The sequence below is a fragment of the Arcicella aurantiaca genome, from assembly GCF_003148625.1.
Taxonomy (GTDB): domain Bacteria; phylum Bacteroidota; class Bacteroidia; order Cytophagales; family Spirosomataceae; genus Arcicella; species Arcicella aurantiaca.
Map to the genome: position 1 here is coordinate 43,570 of NZ_QGGO01000017.1, position 20,249 is coordinate 63,818.

Genomic DNA, 20,249 nt, shown 5'->3' on the forward strand with positions numbered 1-20,249 from the left:
ATTAAATGGTCATTCCTATTTGTCTAAGGTGGTGGTCGAGGTGGCGAACATAGTCGTTTGCAACAAATTCAAGCGTTACCAAATCATCTTTAAGCATAGGAGTGGTGGCACTGCCCCAATTGGTGATAGTTTTGTAATTTTCCAATGGTAAATTTCTTAGAATCTGACAAAAATGTTTGTTCAATAATACCCAAAAATCAAGTAAATCTTTTGAGGTATAGTTTTGATAATCAGCCGCTTTAACCCATTCGTTTTGATGATAAATGATATGGGCATTTTCCTGATATTGTCCAACAACCATTCTACGGATATTACTTTGGGCGGAATCAATTAAATGTCCTAAAATCTCCTTTTTTGACCAAACTTCGGCATTGTTTTTAGCTCGTAAATCTTCTTCTGAAAGGGCAGAGATGTAAGAATTTACTAATGAAATTCGATTGTTTAATTGATTGATTACTTCATTCATATTCATAAAATTTTGTGCTACAAACTTACACTAATTTAACCTCATTTACAGTTATTTTAGTTTATAAACTGAAGTCTGAGAAATTATCTTTGTTTCAAAAAAGTATATCTATAAATTTACGTAAGCCCGAATTGTAGAGTGTTATCTTTTTTAGCAAGGTGTAAAACCAGTCAGTTTGAGTACAATATTCATTAAAAGCTATCCAATTAAATTTATGAGTGTAATTTTCACGACCATCACGACAGACCGAGAAATCCAACAATTATTGGATTTACAACAAGTAAACTTAACCAAAAATATCTCCGAAGACGTAGCCAACGACCAAGGATTTGTTACCGTAGTTCACAATTTTGAATTGCTTTCACGCATGAATCAGGCTTATCCACAAATTATTGCCAAAGACGGCGATAAAGTGGTGGGTTATGCTTTGGTAATGCCCGAAAGTTTCAGATTTGACGTTCCCGTTTTGACGGCAATGTTCGAGATGTTGGATAAATTGGAATACAAAGGCAAGTTGATAAAAGATACCAAATACTATGCAATGGGGCAGATTTGCGTAGCGGAAGGCTACCGAGGACAAGGTATTTTTGACGGACTTTACGCCAAACATAAAACAGAATTATCCGACCGTTTTGAGCTTTGCGTAACCGAAATTGCCAAGCGAAATCTCCGTTCATTAGCCGCTCATAAACGAGTAGGTTTTGAAATTATCCACGAATATTTTGATACTACCTATCCAGAATTATGGGAAGTGGTGGCTTGGGATTTTTCGTAAAATAATTGGAACGCAGATTAAGAGGATTTTTAGATTTTGAAAATTGATAAAGTATATCAATAAGTTTACTAAAATCTGTTAAAATCTGCGTTGCGAAGCATCAGCGTAATCTGCGTTCCTTCATCCTCGCTGACCTTAGCGTCTTTGACGCATTTTAGGCTCTAAAATCAACAAACATGAACATCTCAAGAAATACCCTTTTAAAGTCCTTATTGGGTGGGCTGATTGCTTTGCCAAGTTTTGGAAAAAGACAAATTGAAAAAGACCTTTTGGGTTTTAAAGATGAATTTGCAACGGCTTGGAAACGCTCGGAGGAATATACTTTGACGGTTTTTAATCAGATGCCCGAGGAAAAATTGGAGTTTCGTTATACTCCCGAATCGTTTTCGTTCAGAACGCAATTTGTACATTGTATCATTTACACGGCTATGCAATTGTCTGGACGTTTGAATATTGCTAATCCTTATGAGAAAATCCCGCCATCTTTCTGGGCTAAATTATCAAAATCCGATTTAGAAAAAGAACTTCAAAAGTTTTACGCTTGGGTTTTGACGGTGGTAAATAATACTAAGCCAGAGCAATTGCTGAAACCTGAAGATTATGCGGGTGGAAGTCTGCCCGTTTGGCGATTTTTCTATGCTATGGAAAACCACATTATTCATCACCGTGGACAAGCAATTTGTTATCTGCGTCTCAATGAGATTATTCCAGAAGGATATGTTGGTTGGTAATTTGTAGCACGGGAATCTTTCCCGTGTATCTTCATTCAATGCACAGGAAAGATTCCTGTGGTACATGAAATCTCAATTTGCGAATTTTCGCTAAATGTAATTTTGCAATATTTGTAAAAATATTTTCTCTTGAATCTAATCTTTTTTTCAAAATAAAAAACACCAAATTTAACTATTTAAAGAATTATCTTTTGAATTTTAAGCATAATTCAAAAAATAATCATTGGCGAAAATGCCTATTAGTGAAATATTATTTGGTTTTTCTTTGCAATTAAGAAATAAACTCCTGTATATTTGTTCAGTATCGAATGATAATACAGCGAATTTTCGCTGTTAAATAATATAATTAATTGAGATGCTTCAAAATTCTGTAAATATTATTGTAGTCTTAATTCTGCTCTGCTAAAATGAGTGGGAGATAGGGCTTTGTATATATTAAAGACCTTTCTCTATTCGAGGAAGGTCTTTTGTTTGAGTTGTAAGACAGGTTTTCAACCTGTTATGGCTCAATTGACAGGTTGAAAACCCGTCTTACTATAAAAAAAACATCAAAACAATCAATCATGAGTACTGAAAATCAACTTAACAAATTCTCTCGTACACTTACTCAAGAAGTAACAAACCCTGCTGCAAAAGCGATGCTTTATGGTATCGGTCTGACAACAGAAGATATGCAAAAAGCCCAAATTGGTATTGCCAGTACGGGTTATGAAGGAAATACTTGTAATATGCACTTGAACGGACTTTCAGTTCATGTTAAAAAAGGTATCCAAGACAATGGAATGGTTGGTTTGATTTTCCATACGATTGGGGTTTCAGATGGGATGACAAACGGTAACAACGGTATGTCATATTCATTACCTTCTCGTGATTTAATTGCAGATTCAATCGAAAACGTAGTGGGTGCTCAATGGTACGACGGCGTAATTGCCGTAGTTGGTTGTGATAAAAATATGCCGGGAGCGATGATGGCAATTGCACGTTTGAATCGCCCAGCGATGTTAGTTTATGGTGGAACAATTCGCTCAGGAGAATACAAAGGGCAAAAATTAGACATCGTTTCGGCTTTTGAAGCATTAGGAAAGAAATTCGCAGGAAATATTTCTGATGAGGACTACGAAGGCGTTATCAGAAATGCAATCCCCGGAGCAGGTGCTTGTGGCGGTATGTACACGGCAAATACAATGGCAAGTTCGATGGAAGCAATGGGTTTGACTTTGCCAAATTCATCATCATATCCAGCAACGCACGAAGGCAAAAAAGCGGAATGTTTAGCGATTGGTGCTGCTATGAAAAATATGTTGGAGAAAAATATCCTTCCACGTGAAATTATGACTCGCAAAGCATTTGAAAATGCTCTAACTGTTGTAATGGCAATGGGTGGTTCTACCAATGCGGTGCTTCACTATTTGGCAATTGCACGTGCAGCGGAAGTTGATTTTACCTTGAAAGATGTTCAAGCAATTTCTGACCGTACTCCATTATTAGCAGACCTTAAACCTTCTGGTAAATATTATATGGAAGATATGTTGTCTATCGGTGGTGTGCCTGCGGTAATGAAATATTTGTTACAAGAAGGATTATTGCACGGCGACTGTATGACAATTACAGGAAAAACAATTGCAGAAAATTTAGCAGATGTTCCTTCATTAGATTTTGATGCTCAGAAAATAATCATGCCTTTGTCTGCTCCAATTAAAGCGACAGGTCACTTACAGATTTTATACGGCAACTTAGCAACAGGCGGTGCCGTAGCGAAAATCACAGGAAAAGAAGGAGAGAAATTTGAAGGGGTCGCTAAAGTTTGTGAATGTGAAGAAGAAGTAATTGAGTTTTTATCGAAAGGTGAAATTGTAGAAGGACAAGTGGTAGTAATTCGCAACGAAGGACCAAAAGGCGGACCGGGAATGCCAGAAATGTTGAAGCCAACTTCGGCAGTAATGGGTGCAGGTTTAGGAAATAAAGTAGCGATGATTACCGACGGACGTTTCTCGGGTGGTACGCACGGTTTTGTGGTTGGACACGTTACGCCAGAAGCTCAAGTAGGTGGAAATATTGGTTTGGTAAAAGACGGAGATTTAATCACGATTGATGCCGTAAATAATATTCTTCATGTACACGTTTCTGACGAAGAATTGGAAGAAAGACGTAAACTTTGGAAGCCAATTGAGTCTCCATTTAAGCAAGGAGTTTTGCGTAAATACGTGAAAAACGTAAGCTCTGCAAGTGAAGGTTGTGTGACGGATTTGTAAGAAGAAAAATATCTCAATTGGTTATGATGTTGATTTTTAATCAATTGAGATATTAATAAATATTAAAAATGGAAAGAATCGCTAAATGTGAAGATTTTATAAATGTGAGGTGAAATCAACAAACAATAAAGATAAAATTTATGAAATTCCTTAGTTCGAGCATTTTTACCTTTTTAGAGATTGTCATTTTTGCCTCATTGATTTTATATTTATTGGTTACCCAACTCAATGTTCCAACCATTGATGAATGGGAATTGGCAGGTTTTGTAAAACATTATTATGAAGGAACACTCAGTATTTCAGTTTTAAATGCTCCTCATAATGAGTGCAGAATGTTGTATCCGCACTTGGTAAATTTGTTCATTATTTTAATTAGTAAATGGCAATCGTTTTATCTGGTTTCGTTCAACATGGTACTGCTATTTGGGTTTTACCTGATTTTTAAAAGGAATATTTTTAGTGTTTTTACGAATAAAAGCACCGTCAGCCATATTATTTTAGTGATGTGTATGGTGATGATATTTTCATTTAAGAATTATGAAGGCATTATTTCTGGATTTATTCTATGTCATTATCTGATGATTTTCGCTACATTTTTATCATTAATTATTTTACAAAAAATTACATGGAGAAATGTTTTGATTAGTTGTTTATTGGCTCATATTGCTACTTTATCTTATGCAACGGGCTTCCTGACGTGGGTATGTATTCTTACAATAATTATATTAAATAGCTTAGAAATAAAGAATAAAATTGGTTTTATCTTATTTGTTTCGTTGTGTATGTTGGTTCAAGTGTTCTTTTACTTTAGTGATTATCATTCGACCAGTATTTTGACGGAAAGGACTTTGAATCCCTTAAAAATCGTTCCTTATTGTTTGAGTTTTCTTTCTAATAATATTACATCAAATAGTACGTTGGGAATTGTTTTTACCATTGGGCAATTAGGCTCAATTTGTGGAGCAACTTACCTGATTTTCAAATTTGATAGAGAAAAACTAAAGCATTTAATTCCTTATTTGATATTTGGATTGTTTGGTGTTTTAATTGGTTTAATGACCGCTTACGGAAGAGCATCGGAAGGGATTGAACAAAGTTTGGCGAAGCGATATTGTATTTTGAGTTTACCTTTTACGCTATTATTCTTTGTTTCAATTATCATTCATTTTGAATATTTAAATCGTTGGAATAGCCTAAAATTTGTCAAGAATGCTTTTGTATTATTAGTGTTGGCTTTTTTCTCCTATTTGATTTTTACACAAGGACGATACATTAAGCTGGCAAATGAGAAAAATACGGATATTCTTGTCGCCAAAGAACTGGTTTTACAGTCGGATTACTCAAATATTATGGTGAAAAATTTCATTTATCCATATCCAGAAAGACTAAAAAGCCACGTAGAAGTTTTGAAAAAATATAAATTTAGTTTGTATTATTCTGGGAGTAGTAAGTAAAGTGATAACCATCTACTTTTTTTAAAATACATATTCCACTATTTCTTAAATACTGTAAATCACAACATCTGATAAAACAATTATGAAAAAAATACTACTATTCTTTAAATTATTTTTATGTGTTATTTGCCTTATTAATACGTCAGCTTCTGCACAAAAATGGACACCGTTTTATAGTAATCTTTCAACAAATGCCTTTATTGAATATAGTGATGGAACTGTTTGGGTGGCAACTGAAGGCGGAGTAGTCTCGTACAATACTAAAGGAGATGTTCTTGCGAGTTATTCAACTAAAGATGGACTTCCTTCAAATTTAGTTACTTGTATTGCCGAAGATAAAGAAAAGAACATTTGGGTTGGAACTCCCAATGGAATTGCAAAATTTAATGGCAAAATATGGACTGTATTTAATAATAGTACAAGTGCTGAAATCAGAAATGGTATTAAATCAATTTTATGTGATAAAACAGGAGTAATGTGGTTTGGCTATGCTGATGGAATTTTCAACTATGATGGAAAAAATTGGAAATCTTCATTAGTTGTACCTCCAAATGGATTAGACCATACTGTTTTTAAAATGATTCAAGATAAAAATGGAAATATTTGGGCTGGTATTAGATGGGAATACTCCTATAAATATGATGGGAAAACGTGGGTAAAGTTTGGTGAAAAAGATATTCCAAACGCAAATGTGAATGCTATTTATGAAGATAAGAATGGCAAAATATGGTTTGGTACATTAGGTGGAGGAGTTGTTAATTATGATGGTAAAACATGGACGAAGTACAATGAAGAAAGTAAAACATTACCTTATAACTACGTAAATGCTATTTTAGAAGATAAAACAGGAAATATGTGGTTTGGGCAAGTAGATAAAGGTTATACAAAATTTGATGGTAAAACTTGGGTCTCTTTCAATGTGGCTCAAAAGAATATTGTAAATAATTCAGTGAATGACATTATTCAGACTACGGATGGAACACTTTGGTTTTCCACAAGAGGTGGTATCTCCAAATTGTCTAATACTGAATGGACTCCAATTGCTACTCAAATTGCCAGTTTACCAAGCAACTATGTTTTTTCAACCAGTATCAATAATTTAGGAAACCTTGTTTTGGGTACTGCTAATGGAGTTTCTATATATGATGGCAGTAAATGGAGTTGGATAAATAGTAGCAATAGTCAATTAGCTAATAATGAAGTTCGTAGCGTTTATCAAGATAAAGATGGAAACTATTGGTATGGTACGTATGCAGGAGTAAATAAATTTGATGGTAAGACTTGGACTTTGTATAATAAATCGAATAGCAAAATAGTAGGAGATATTATTACAACAATTATCCAAGATAAACAAGGGGCAATGTGGTTTGGGACTACTAATGGTCTATCTAAGTTCGATGGTAAAGATTGGGTGACCTTTGACACCCAAAGTGGTTCTTTACCTGATAATAATGTTAAAAATCTTATTCAGGATAAAGACGGAAATATTTGGGTGGCAACGCCTGGAGGACTCGCTAAGTATGATGCTAAAATATGGACTGTTTACAATAACAAAAGTGGAGCTCCTGCATCAACTTTTAAAGGGTTAATACAAGACCAAAGTGGCAATATATGGGTTGGAACTTCTTCGCTGGGAGTGTTTAAATTTGATGGCAAGACGTGGACTAATTTTGCTTATAATTCATCAACTGGTAAGGGAGAATTAACGAGTAATGAAGTAACAAGTATATTTCAAGATAAAAGTCAAAATATTTGGGTTGCTACTTATAACGGAGTCTCAAAATTTGATGGAAGCCAATGGATAAAATACTCAAGTAATAATACACCAACAACTATTGAGAGTAGCACTTCCACCTTATCAATAAGTGAAGATTCAAAAAATAATATTTGGTTTGGAACAGATAAAGGTTTGCATCAATTTTTTATAGAATGTACTTCTAAAACGCCTACTATCAATGGTCAACCCAAAACCCAAAAAATTAATGAAAATCAGGCTGTTACTTTTCATGTGACAGTGATTGATGTAACAAGTTATCAATGGCAACTTAGTAAAGACAATGGAAACTCTTGGCAAGACATAGTGGAGTCTGATAATGTATATACAGGGCAAATAACTGATAAATTAACAATTGTATCTGCCAAAATTTCACAAAATGATTATCAATTTCGTTGTAAACTTATCAATGGATGTGCATCAAATATATCGAATGTAGGCACTTTAAGTGTTTTGTGTACATCAAGTATACCAACTATTACATCTCAACCAATAAATCAAAAAATAAAAGAAAATCTGTCCGCTTCTTTTCAAACTTTGGCAACAGATGTAAGTGCTTATCAATGGCAAATTAGTATTGATAAAGGATTAACTTGGCAAAATATTAAGGAATCAGATGTTTTATACTCTGGACAAATTACTAATAAGTTGACAATAATATCTTCCAAACTTACTCAAAATGATTATCAATACCGTTGTGTGCTTGTAAATGGATGTGCTTCTACAGCTACTAACGTTGGTGTATTGAATGTAATATGTGCATTGGATAGTCCGATAATAACCAAATCCCCTGTAAAGCAAAGTATATCTGAAGGACAAACTACTACTTTTGAATTAGCCGCAAATGGTGCATCCAATTACGAATGGTTTTTGAGTTTAGACAAAGGTGTATCATGGAGAAGTATTATCCTTTCAGACACAATTTATACTGGAATATTTACTAATAAGTTAGTTATAAAGAACACACCTTTAACTTTTAATGGACTTTATTACCGTTGCAAAGTAGCTAATAGCTGTTATACAATATACTCAGATGTCGTTTCTTTGGATGTCTCATGTAATAGAAAAGCATCTGAGTTTACAGTACAAGCTACTAACCAGAGCATTTTTGAGAATCAAAAAGCAACTTTTGAAGTAACTACACTAAATGCAGTACAATACACTTGGATGCTTAGTAGTAATCAAGGAACAAGTTGGCAATATATAGATACCAAAGACACATTATTTGATGGACAGATTACCAATAAACTTACGATAAAATCTGCAAAGCGTCTTCAAAATAATTATATGTTTAGATGTGTAATTAGTAATGGTTGTTCCATATTTGGAGTAGTTTCTAATACTTATTCTCTTGAAGTAAAATGTGGACCACAACCTGTGATAAGTAAACAACCTGAAAGCCAGATTATTTTTGAGAAACAAAGTGCATTATTTCAACTAACTGCAAGTGATGCAAAAGCTTATCAATGGCAACAGAGTATTGATAAAGGTAATACGTGGGGAAATATTTTATCTAATGATGATACTTTTAATGGGCAATTATCAAATAGTCTAACGTTGAAATCAGCAAAGACAACACAAAATGATTATAGATTTCGATGTCAATTAGTCAATGGTTGTAGCTCAATAGTTACTAACATAATAAGCTTAACAGTTAATGTTATCCTTTCTGTTGACAATAATAAAGAGCATAGTTTCATTGTTTATCCCAACCCAACAAGTGAAACAATTTCATTTGAATTAGAAAAAGAAAAATTTAAGGTTTTAATTATTGACATGAAGGGAAATGTATTAAAAGAGGTTCTAAACCAAAAAAAGATAATTGTTTCTGATTTGAGAGAAGGTATGTATATTATCAACGTGGAAAGTAATGATGAAATACAATCATATAAAATAACAATAAAGAGATAGATTTTACACACCTATTGATTTAAAAAATATCAATAATTAGAAGCAAAATATGATGGACAAATCGGTGATATTCATGATGTTTTGAATGAATTATTAAATCCAGAGAATGCTCGTAAAGAGATTGGATTTAAGAAAGAAGATAAAGACACAAAACCACAAGAATAAAAATTATTCAATTAAAAAATTAACAACATGGCAAACACACAAACCATGACCGCAGAAGCGACCACAATCGAGCCTCCCAAGTTTTTGACAGGAGCTCAAGCTATCATGCAATGTTTGGTAGAGAATAATGTAAAAACCATTTTTGGTTATCCGGGAGGGGCAATTATGCCAACTTATGATGCCCTCTATGATTATCAAGACCGTATTAAACATATTTTAGTACGTCATGAGCAAGGTGCTGGACACGCTGCTCAAGGGTTTGCTCGTATGACTGGGCGTGCAGGTGTTGCTATGGTTACTTCTGGACCGGGAGCAACCAATTTAATGACTCCCATCGCTGATGCCCTGTTAGACTCAACTCCAATGGTTTGTTTGGTTGGGCAGGTAAAAGCTAATTTGTTAGGGACAGATGCCTTCCAAGAATGTGATATTATTGGTATGTCGATGCCAGTAACAAAATGGAATTACCAAATTACTGACCCAAATGAGATTCCTGAAATCATGGCAAAGGCGTTTTATATCGCTGAGTCTGGTCGCCCAGGTCCTGTTTTGTTAGATATTACTCGTACCGCACAAGCTGATTTTATGACACAACCATTTGTCTATAAACCTTGTGATGAAATTGTAAGTTATCGTCCGAGAATTACGCCTAAACAATCGCAAATTGAGGAGGCTGCCAAATTGATAAACTCAGCTCAAAAACCATATATTTTTGCAGGTCATGGAATTTTGATTGCTAATGCTCAAGATGAATTAGACCAATTTGCCCGAAAAGCAGATATTCCTGTTGCCACTACGCTTTTAGGAATGTCGGCACTACCGCATAATCACCCAAATTATATTGGTTGGTTGGGTATGCACGGAAATTATGGAGCGAATGTTTTGACAGACGAAGCTGATTTGATTATTGCCATCGGAATGCGTTTTGATGACCGTGTAACAGGCGATTTGTCGAAATTTATTTCTCAGGCAAAAGTCGTGCATATTGACATTGACCCTGCCGAAATCAATAAAAATATTGTAGCCACAGCTCCTGTGGTAGGTGATGCCAAAGAAGCATTGAAAGCCCTTTTACCATTAATCAAAGAGCGTAAGCATACTGAGTGGGTTGCAGAATTTAAGAAATATGATGATATAGAATTTGAGAAGGTTTCTAAACGTGATTTATTCCACGATGGTGACCAAATCAAGATGGGAGAGGCGGTTGCAATGCTTTCTAAAAAGACCAAAGGAGAAGCCGTTACGGTAACAGACGTTGGGCAACACCAAATGATTGTGAACCGTTATTATGAGTACATGAAACCAAATTCGTTGGTAACATCAGGTGGTGCTGGTACGATGGGCTTTGCTCTTCCTGCTGCTTTTGGGGCTAAAGTGGGAGCTCCCGACCGTGAAGTAATTGCTTTGATTGGTGACGGTGGTTTTCAGATGACCATTCAAGAATTGGGAACGATTGCTCAAAGCGGTTTACCCGTAAAAATCATCATTCTGAATAATAATTTCTTAGGAATGGTTCGTCAATGGCAACAGTTGTTTTTCGATAAGAGATATTCATTCGTAGAACTTCAAAATCCTGATTTTATTACTATTGCCAAAGGTTTTGGAGTTGATGCTCATAAGGTTTCTGACCGTGCTGAATTATCGGGAGAATTAGATAAAATGTTGGCAGCCAATACGCCATATTTGTTAGAAATTGTTTGTGAGAAAGAAGAAAACGTATTCCCAATGGTTCCTGCGGGAGCAAGCGTCTCGAGTATTCGTTTGGAGTAAGAGTTTCGATAATATGTAGGGACGTATGTGATAACAATGTTGCCAATTTAAGGATTTTTTAACTGTTCTAAAATTTAGATAATTCCAGTTTTAACGCAGGCAGGGTTCAAACCCTGCCTGCGTTAGGTGGATAAACTCCTCAAGTTGATAGCATTGTTATGCGATACACCTCCTACTACTAAACTATCTAATATTTTCTTAAAGTAGAAAGAGCAAAATTGATTTTAGCTTAAATTTTATTGCTCCGCAATCAAAACAATGACAACATACACATTATCCATATTCACGACCAATACCATTGGTTTATTGAACCGTATTACGATTATTTTTACTCGTAGAAGGTTAAATATTGAGTCCTTAACTGTTTGTGAAACAGAGCGTAAAGGCGTTTCTCGTTTCACCATCGTTATTCGTCACGAAAGCCGTGATGCTGTTGAAAAATTAGTACGTCAAATCCGTAAAGTGGTTGATGTTTTAGCCGTTTTTGGATACCTTGACCACGAAATTGTATTCAACGAAATTGCTCTTTTCAAATTGGCAACTCCACTTGGAGGAACACCATTAGACATCAAAGAAATCAACCTTGATTGGAACGCAAAAGTGGTTCATTGGGGACTTGATTACGTAGTAATTGAAAAGAACGGAACAGAAGCAGAAATTTCTGAATTCTACCAATACATGAAAAATTGGGAGATTTTGGAATATCTAAAATCAGGAAGAGTAGCCGTTGGAAAAACCGAAAAAGGCTTGGTAGAGTATCTGCCAGAGGCGGATTGGGAGACGGTGTAGGTGTATAGAATATCTGGAACAATTCTAAAATAAAGGTTGTCTCTCTACTGTTGGGGAGGTGACTTTTTTGTAATAGATTTTACAAAATCTATATTTGTGTAAAGTCTAAAATTAAATGACTTTAATGTTATGAAAATTGAAAAGATTAAGGTTAAGAATTACAAAGTATTTGAAGATACTGAAATAAATAATCTTCCAAGTATGTGTGTGTTTCTTGGAGCAAATGGGGCAGGCAAATCTACTTTGTTTGATGTTTTTGGTTTTTTGAGCGAAGCACTGCGTAACAATGTAAAATCTGCTATTAATAATCGAGGAGGTTTTAAGGAGGTAATTTCTCGGAATAAAAGTGGAGATATAGAGTTTGAAATAAAATTTAGAAATGATGATATAGATAGGAAAAGGCAACCCCTAATTACTTACGAATTGAGTATAGGTTTAGAACAAAATATGCCAATAGTGAGAAAAGAAGTCTTAAGTTATCGTCGAGGACAAAAGGGTAAACCTTTTAAATTTTTGGATTTCTCAAATGGAAAAGGAATGGCTATCATTAATGAAATTGAGTTTGAACAAGCTAAACAAGATTTTAAAGAAGAAAGAGAAGAGTTTCCATTAGACTCTCCCGATATTTTAGCGATTAAAGGTCTTGGTCAGTTTCAAAATTTTAAAGCTATTTCCGATTTTAGAAAATTGTTGGAGAGTTGGTACATTTCTAACTTTCAAATACCTGATGCAAAAAAAAGTCAGGATATTGGAGTAAGTGAACAACTTTCTCCAACAGGAGATAATCTTGCCTTAGTTACCGATTATATATTTGAAAACTATCCTAAAGTTTTTGAAGAAATCTTGGAGAAAATGAAAAAAAGAGTACCAGGTATTACCAATGTTACAGCGGCAAAAACAGAGGATGGACGAATTATTCTGAGATTTCAAGATGGGAGTTTTAAAGACCCATTTATTTCAAGATACGTTTCAGATGGTACTTTAAAAATGTTTGCTTATTTGGTATTGATGAATAATCCTCAAAAGCACCCATTACTTTGTATTGAAGAGCCTGAGAATTATTTACATCCAGAATTATTAAGACAGTTAGCAGAAGAATTTAGGGAGTATTCTCATAAAGGGGGACAAGTCTTCATATCTACACACTCTCCCGATTTTGTTAATGCTTTGGAGTTAGATGAAGTATTTTGGCTTACTAAAAAAGATGGTTATACAACCATAAAGAGAGCAAAAGATGATGAAACTGTGAGGAGTTTAGTAGAAGCTGGAGATAATTTAGGTTATTTATGGAATCAGAAATATTTTAAAGGAAGCGGACCACTATGAGAATTGAGTTTTTATTAGAGGAATCCTCAATGGAAAACTTATTGAAGATTATTCTACCCAAAATTTTACCAGAGGGCTTTGAGTTAGACATAAATTGTTTTCTTCGACCTCATAGCGGTAAAAGTGATTTACATAAATCTATACCGAAAAAGATCAGAGCCTTTTCTAACTTTAATGAAAAGGTTAAAATCATAATTGTTCAAGATCAAGATAGTAATGATTGTAAGCTTTTAAAGAAAAAAATCGTTGAATTATGCTCCGAAAATGGTGATTGTCCAGTGTTAGTCAGAATTGCGTGTAGAGAATTGGAAGCATGGTATTTAGGGGATATGGATGCCATTGAAAAAGTTTATCCCAAGTTCAAAGCTAAGAGTCATAGAAATTTAGCAAAATTTAGAAATCCAGATATTTGTAATCCTTACAACGAATTGGTAAAAATTATTAAGGATTTTCAAAAAGGGAAAGCGTCGAGAGAAATTCCAGAATACATGAATATTGATAATAATACGTCAGAAAGTTTTAATCAATTTGTCAAAGGAGTTGTAAAGTTCCTCGAATTTTCTGCATGATATAAAAAAGGACAGCTTCGCTCAAAGCGAAGCTGTCCTTAAAGTTCTAAATATCAATGAAATTACGCTACCGTAGCAATTGCTTTCATTGCACCCATTGCTTGACGTAATCTGTCACCAACTTTCTCAATTGAATGACTACGAATTGCTTTGTTTACAGCGTTTAACGTTCTGTTATCTACACCGTTATCTTTTCCTTCGTTGAAGTTTTTACCAACGATGTCAGTTTCAACTTTCGTCATGAAATCAGCTAATAATGGCTTACAAGCGTGGTCGAATAAATAACATCCGTATTCAGCTGTATCAGAAATTACTGAGTTCATTTCAAATAATTTTCTACGAGCGATTGTGTTTGCGATAAGTGGCGTTTCGTGTAATGACTCATAGTAAGCAGATTCTTCAATGATTCCTGATTCTACCATTGTTTCATACGCTAATTCAACACCTGCACGTACCATCGCAACCATTAAAAGACCGTTATCGAAATATTCTTGTTCTGCAATTTTAACCGCTCCAGCAGGTGTTTTTTCAAATGCTGTTTCGCCAGTTGCTGCTCTCCAAGTCAATAAGTTTTTATCGTCATTAGCCCAGTCTTCCATCATTGTTTGCGAGAAATGACCGCTCATGATGTCGTCTTGGTGCTTTTGGAACAACGGACGCATAATCGTTTTCAATTCTTCAGAAATTTCAAATGCTTTGATTTTCGCAGGATTTGAAAGTCTGTCGAACATACCCGTGATACCACCTTGTTTCAAGGCTTCTGTGATAGTTTCCCAACCGTATTGGATTAATTTTGAAGCATATCCAGCGTCGATTCCTTTCTCAATCATTTTGTCGAAACAAAGGATTGAACCTGTTTGTAACAAACCACAAAGGATAGTTTGCTCACCCATTAAGTCAGATTTTACCTCAGCTACGAAAGATGATTTCAATACACCCGCACGGTGTCCACCTGTACCTACGCAATAGGCTTTTGCGTAATCCCAACCTTTTCCTTGTGGGTCGTTTTCTGGGTGAACGGCAATTAAAGTAGGCACACCAAAACCACGAACATATTCAGCACGAACTTCTGAACCCGGACATTTTGGAGCAACCATGATAACTGTTAAATCTTTACGGATTTGCATTCCTTCTTCAACGATGTTGAAACCGTGTGAATAAGAAAGTGTAGCATCTTGTTTCATCAATGGCATTACCGCTGAAACTACCGCTGTATGTTGTTTATCTGGCGTAAGGTTGATTACTAAATCAGCCGTTGGGATTAATTGCTCGTAAGTACCCACTGTAAAATTATTTTCAGTAGCACTTTTCCAAGATTGTCTTTTTGCGTCGATAGCTTCTTGACGAAGAGCGTAAGAAACATCTAAGCCAGAATCACGAAGGTTCAAACCTTGGTTAAGTCCTTGAGCTCCACAACCAACAACTACGATTTTTTTACCTTCTAATGCTTTAACACCGTCAGCGAATGCACTGCTATCCATGAATTCACAAACGCCTAATTGACTAAGTTTTTCTCTTAATGAAAGAGTATTGAAATAATTTGCCATTATTTTTGAGTGATTTTGTTAAGTATTGTCTGCCATGTTCTCCACAGCGAAATTTATAATGTAAAGTTCATCAAAATCCATTGAAATATTGTGGTAAATAATCCTTAATTTTAGGTAGTTATGATGGGTAGTGAATATTGTTGAAATGATGATTTGTTTTAAGTAATTGATATTTAATAGTTTGTGTTTTTTTATTGATTGTATAATTTGTATAAAAAAACTATATCTATTTTGGTCTTTGTGTTGAGTATTTAGATAATAATGTTCTCTATTCATTATCTTTTTGTAATTTGTAGAAAAATAAGCACTTATAATGATTGAAATAGAAAAGCCTCATTATTCATTTGAGAGTTCACCCGATGCCCTTTTATTTGAATTTGAAAGTATTAGTGAAAATAAGACCATTCGTAAAGCCGTTATTTATGAAGAAATAGAGGGATATGAAAATTTAGTTCAACTGGGTTTTGGGGATATTACTGAGGAAGGAGAAATAGATTTTATTGCCGTTAGTAGAAATAAAGATAGAGATAAAATATTAGCGACAGTTGCTCAGACAATGATAATTTTCTTTGAAAAATATCCTAATAAAAAACTTTATTTTAGAGGTAGTACCGATACCAGAACTCGACTTTATAGAAGTCTTATTTCTAAATTTATCGAAGTTATTGAACCCTATTTTTCTGTGATTGGTTTAAAACATGATGGTTCACCCGAGAAATTTATTTTAAATCAAGATTATAACGCTTTCATCATATATCAGTATGGAACAGAATAAAAAAACAGCAACTATTTGTACTGTAAATCCAAATTTACAAGGCAAAAAATATAAACTTACGGCTGAATCAAAAGCTTTTTTAGAAAAAGGACAAATGTTTTTGAGAGAAAAAGTGAAAGAGCTTGTCCTGTAAATTTCTATAATTTAATAGCTTGAAGATGTCTTCTATTAGTACAACTGATAGAAGACATTTTGTTTTTATCTTAAAAGTTAGAGTCTGTCTAATGTAATTTGACAAATTGGAAATCCGTCTTACCAGTATGCAATCAATCCCCGTTTATAGCATAGATAAATTCAATTCTAAAACTGAAAAAACGATTCAGTTTCAGATTGAGCCATTTGATATTCACCGAAATTTTAAAGTGACCTATCCGCACAGGCACGATGATTTTTATGAGATTCTTTTCATTACACAAGGCGAAGGTATTTATACCATTGATATGCAGGATTATGTCATTAAACCGTTTACAATTTTCTTTGTTTCTCCGGGGCAAATACATGAATTAGAGCTTTCGGAAGATGTGCAAGGTTATATTTTTCTTTTTACTTCTTCGTTTTATCATTTCAATAAAACTGACCCATACAAACTTTTTGAGTTACCTTTTTTCTATAATTTGGCACAAGAAACGCCTCCACTTTGTTTAAAAACGGAAGTAGAAAAACAAGATTTCGTTGAATTATTCAGAAAGGCGATGAATGAAAATCAGTTGAAATTGACTGATAATGAAGAGGTTATTAGAGCTTTGTTGGATTTGATTCTGATTCAGAGTAAACGGATTTATCCTGTAAGTATTACCGAAGAACCAACCAATAAAGGACGCATTTTAGTGAAGCGTTTTAAGCAACTAATTGAAGAAAAATGTCAGGAGAATTTATCGGTGAGAGAATATGCAGAGCTACTAAAAATTACGTCTAATCATCTCAGTGAAACCGTCAAAAGCGTAACAGGAAGAACCTCAACAGATTTGATTAACGACCGTATGATTATGGAAATTAAGCGATATTTGACCCATACAGATTTGGGCGTTTCCGAAATTGCGTATCAATTAAACTTTGCTGACCAGTCGTATTTTTCTAAGTATTTTAAAAAAATGACAGAAGTTTCACCGTTGGAATTTCGGAGGTTATTAAGTACAAAAATTGTCTGAACTTAGATTGCGAAACGTCGCACCGTATTAGATTTATGGATTTTACGATTAAAACTCGACGAATAATCCTAAAAATCCATAAATCTAATACGGTGCGACGTTTCGCAATCCAAGTTCAGATATTTTTTATAAAATCTCTACCAATCCACTCTTAATTAAAGCATTATCTTTAGAAGTTAATTTTGAAATACCTCCACTAACTTTCGTTTCATAAACCTCTGTTTTTCCTTCGCTTTTTACTTCTAATAAGACATAGAAAGTACCTTTTGCAGTAGTTTTAGAATTTACTACAAAGTTTTCGTGTGGCGTATCTTTTTCAGAAAGAGGGAGTTTTGAGGCAGTTTTTGCTTGCCAAGTTGGAAGAGATTCTGGTTTGAAATCTGACAATTCAAATTTACCTTCTTTGGCTTCTTCTTCGCTTTTAGGAGTTTGTGCTTCTTTAGCAGGAACGTACAGATTTTCTACAAATTTATGCGTTGAATCTTCCACCCAAATGGCTACAACGGGCATTTTGGTTTCTTTATTTTTCTCTACTAACACTCTCAATGCAGTTCCTTTTGAATCTTGATTGGTTTTTATTTCTTCAAAAGATAAGTTTTCAGGTCTTTGTCTTTTCTTGGCAAAAATTCTGCCTGCTTCAGCTATTGGTTCAAATACTTCAGTAACGCTTCCGATGAGTACGACGCCAAAAATTGCCGAAGCCACAATGAGTTCCTTCTGAATTTTCCCTGATTTTCTTTCCTTAGAATAGCCTGTAATTGATGACCAGTTATTAACAATATGAAAAATGGCAAAACCGATAAAAATTAATCCGAAGATAGTATGGGTAATTTCAGCAGCGTGTGATTTCTGTTTGATATAAAGTAAAATACCTGTGATAGCAATAGCCAAAAAGGCGAATCCAATGGTTAGACTAATAATGTTCTTTCTTTTCATGATTTTTTAGTTAAATGTGGTACTAACAAATTTAAAGGATTTATCTGATTGTCTTGAATGATAAACCATTAAATCATTAAAGCGACCGTAAAATCAGAAGTTTATGGAGAGTGTTTTTTTGTGATAAGTAATTTTACAAGATAAACGACCATTGCTATTATTTGTAAATCATTGACAATCAACGCTATGATAACCATAATTTTTTAATCATGATTGTACTTGTAAATGTTGATTAAGGGTATTGTTTGCTCGTAAAAATTACAAAAATCATTTTTGGTTATTAGGGCTTTTATTGGGTATCTAAACCATTAACTCAATAATAAGACCACATAATAAGAAAATCTTTTTCTGCACTTAATGTTCATTTACGTTTGTCATGAAATTTTAAACAATCTAAACATTTAATGAAAATGACACAAGATATTATTTTGTATTGGAATGAAGTTGCTCTTGATGCAAACAAAGAAAGCCATACTTCTGGTAATGATGGTGGTATGGTTAATGGTCCAACACTTAGCTCTCGGGCAATGGCGATAGTTCATTTGGCAATGTATGATGCTTTTGTAGGAACAAGCGGTTCACTATTGACAAGCTATACAGGGACGGGGAGCATTACCAACGGTTCTGTCAGTGCAGCAGTTTCTGCGGCAGCTCATGCTACTTTATGTGCCTTGTTTCCTTCTCAAAAAGCAACTTTTGAACAGAAACATAAAAAAGCAACAATAACAGGAACAACTGATGAGATAAACGCTGGTCATACATTTGGGCAAAGCATCGCAAACCAAATTTTATTTCTTAGAAAAGATGACCCCAATGCAAGTGATGATGGTTATTCTTCGTACCCAAGTCATGGAACGCATCGTCCAGACCCAATTAATGTAAATCAAGGTTATCATGCTCCTTTTTATGGGCGACGTTCTGATTTATTCGCTTCGTCAACTCGCTACGCATTGAATGCCCCTCCTCAACCCTATGAAACAGACGCTAATTACAAAAAAGCTCTTAAACAAGTTAGAGGAAAAGGAATTGCTGCTGAATTGATGGGAACTTTACCTACAACTTATTCTAAAAGAACAGTTGATGAAACACTTATCGGGATATTTTGGGGATATGACGGAGCAAAAAAGTTAGGTACTCCTCCAAGATTATATAATCAGATTATCAAAAAAATTGCGGAAGAACAAAGAAATACGCTCGAAGAAAATGCTCATTTATTTGCCTTAATAAATGTAGCTATGGGGGATGCAGGCATTTTGGCGTGGGAACAAAAGTACCATTATAATTATTGGAGACCTGTATTGGGTGTACGAGAACACGATAGCTCAATGGGTTTTGTTGGGACTGGAACAAGTGACATTGACAACGATTGTGACCCACTTTGGTTACCATTGGGTGCTCCAAGTACAAATGAGAAAGGGAAGCCTAACGGAACACCACATTTCCCTGCTTATCCTTCGGGTCATGCTACATTTGGTGGCTCTGTTTTTGAAATTGCCAAGAAATTTTATGCTTTGAAGGGAAAAGATTTACAGCCAATGTTCGATACTGTAAGTTTTGTTTCGGAAGAATTTAATGGAGAAAGTTTTGATAATAATGGCGTAGTAAGACCCAAACATTATCGAAAATTTTTAAGAGGTTTTGACCAAATGATTGAAGAGAATGGTTTCAGTCGTATTTATCTTGGAGTTCATTGGTCTTTTGATGCTTTTGGTTTAGGTAGTGATGGTAAACCAGATTTTACTCAAAATATTGGAGGTGTTCCTTTGGGTATTAATATCGCAAATGATGTTTTTAATGGAGGATTAGGAATTAAAAAATCAATAGTTAAAGGGGTAAAACCATAATATGACAATAAAAAATA

Annotated in this window: 16 protein-coding genes; 13 read left to right on the forward strand and 3 right to left on the reverse strand. The window is 34.5% G+C overall.

What is annotated here, in order from left to right:
- Window position 1: 1 nt before the first annotated feature.
- The gene (locus LV89_RS15690; protein ID WP_109743910.1) at window positions 2–466 is read right to left on the reverse strand and encodes a DinB family protein; all 465 of its coding nucleotides are present in this window, start codon (window positions 464–466) and stop codon (window positions 2–4) included.
- A gap of 214 nt (window positions 467–680) precedes the next feature.
- Between LV89_RS15690 and LV89_RS15695 the strand changes: the two genes are divergently transcribed.
- From LV89_RS15695 to LV89_RS15735, 9 genes are all read left to right on the forward strand, one after another.
- A complete protein-coding gene (locus LV89_RS15695) occupies window positions 681–1,241 on the forward strand; it encodes a GNAT family N-acetyltransferase (protein ID WP_109743867.1) in 561 nt (186 codons plus the stop codon).
- 176 nt (window positions 1,242–1,417) lie between these two features.
- Window positions 1,418–1,972 carry a DinB family protein gene (locus LV89_RS15700; RefSeq protein WP_109743868.1) on the forward strand — a complete coding sequence of 185 codons (555 nt, stop codon included), beginning with the start codon at window positions 1,418–1,420 and terminating at the stop codon, window positions 1,970–1,972.
- A gap of 563 nt (window positions 1,973–2,535) precedes the next feature.
- Complete coding sequence (gene ilvD / locus LV89_RS15705) at window positions 2,536–4,224, forward strand: dihydroxy-acid dehydratase (protein WP_109743869.1); 1,689 nt, start codon at window positions 2,536–2,538, stop codon at window positions 4,222–4,224.
- 140 nt (window positions 4,225–4,364) lie between these two features.
- Window positions 4,365–5,678, forward strand: a complete 1,314-nt coding sequence (locus LV89_RS15710; RefSeq protein ID WP_109743870.1) for a hypothetical protein — start codon at window positions 4,365–4,367, stop codon at window positions 5,676–5,678.
- Window positions 5,679–5,760: 82 nt separating this feature from the next.
- A complete protein-coding gene (locus tag LV89_RS15715; RefSeq protein WP_109743871.1) occupies window positions 5,761–9,363 on the forward strand; it encodes a two-component regulator propeller domain-containing protein in 3,603 nt (1,200 codons plus the stop codon).
- Between the two features lie 192 nt (window positions 9,364–9,555).
- Window positions 9,556–11,298: a biosynthetic-type acetolactate synthase large subunit gene (gene ilvB / locus LV89_RS15720; RefSeq protein WP_109743872.1), complete on the forward strand. Its 1,743-nt coding sequence runs from the start codon at window positions 9,556–9,558 to the stop codon at window positions 11,296–11,298.
- Between the two features lie 258 nt (window positions 11,299–11,556).
- Window positions 11,557–12,087, forward strand: coding sequence for an acetolactate synthase small subunit (gene ilvN, locus LV89_RS15725; protein WP_109743873.1), 531 nt, complete (start codon window positions 11,557–11,559; stop codon window positions 12,085–12,087).
- A 129-nt stretch (window positions 12,088–12,216) separates the two neighbouring features.
- Entirely contained in the window at window positions 12,217–13,413 is a 1,197-nt protein-coding gene (locus LV89_RS15730; protein ID WP_109743874.1) for an AAA family ATPase, read from the forward strand.
- 29 nt (window positions 13,414–13,442) lie between these two features.
- Window positions 13,443–13,982 (forward strand): DUF4276 family protein, encoded by a 540-nt coding sequence (locus LV89_RS15735; RefSeq protein WP_211321217.1) that lies wholly within the window; start codon window positions 13,443–13,445, stop codon window positions 13,980–13,982.
- Between the two features lie 62 nt (window positions 13,983–14,044).
- Here the strand turns inward: LV89_RS15735 and ilvC are convergent, their stop codons facing one another.
- The gene (ilvC, locus tag LV89_RS15740) at window positions 14,045–15,529 is read right to left on the reverse strand and encodes a ketol-acid reductoisomerase (protein WP_109743876.1); all 1,485 of its coding nucleotides are present in this window, start codon (window positions 15,527–15,529) and stop codon (window positions 14,045–14,047) included.
- A 313-nt stretch (window positions 15,530–15,842) separates the two neighbouring features.
- Between ilvC and LV89_RS15750 the strand changes: the two genes are divergently transcribed.
- The 3 genes from LV89_RS15750 (at window position 15,843) to LV89_RS15755 (ending at window position 17,452) form a co-directional block, all read left to right on the forward strand.
- Entirely contained in the window at window positions 15,843–16,304 is a 462-nt protein-coding gene (locus LV89_RS15750) for a DUF6934 family protein (protein WP_109743878.1), read from the forward strand.
- Window positions 16,291–16,437, forward strand: coding sequence for a hypothetical protein (locus LV89_RS25230; RefSeq protein WP_158279603.1), 147 nt, complete (start codon window positions 16,291–16,293; stop codon window positions 16,435–16,437). The genes LV89_RS15750 and LV89_RS25230 overlap by 14 nt, the downstream gene beginning before the upstream one ends.
- A 127-nt stretch (window positions 16,438–16,564) precedes the next feature.
- Window positions 16,565–17,452: a helix-turn-helix domain-containing protein gene (locus LV89_RS15755; protein ID WP_109743879.1), complete on the forward strand. Its 888-nt coding sequence runs from the start codon at window positions 16,565–16,567 to the stop codon at window positions 17,450–17,452.
- Window positions 17,453–17,578: 126 nt separating this feature from the next.
- Here LV89_RS15755 and LV89_RS15760 read toward each other — a convergent pair whose 3' ends face one another.
- The gene (locus LV89_RS15760) at window positions 17,579–18,388 is read right to left on the reverse strand and encodes a DUF4405 domain-containing protein (RefSeq protein WP_109743880.1); all 810 of its coding nucleotides are present in this window, start codon (window positions 18,386–18,388) and stop codon (window positions 17,579–17,581) included.
- Between the two features lie 410 nt (window positions 18,389–18,798).
- On the opposite strand from LV89_RS15760, the gene LV89_RS15765 reads away from it, so the two are divergent.
- A complete protein-coding gene (locus LV89_RS15765; RefSeq protein ID WP_211321218.1) occupies window positions 18,799–20,232 on the forward strand; it encodes a vanadium-dependent haloperoxidase in 1,434 nt (477 codons plus the stop codon).
- The last annotated feature ends 17 nt before the right edge of the window (window positions 20,233–20,249 follow it).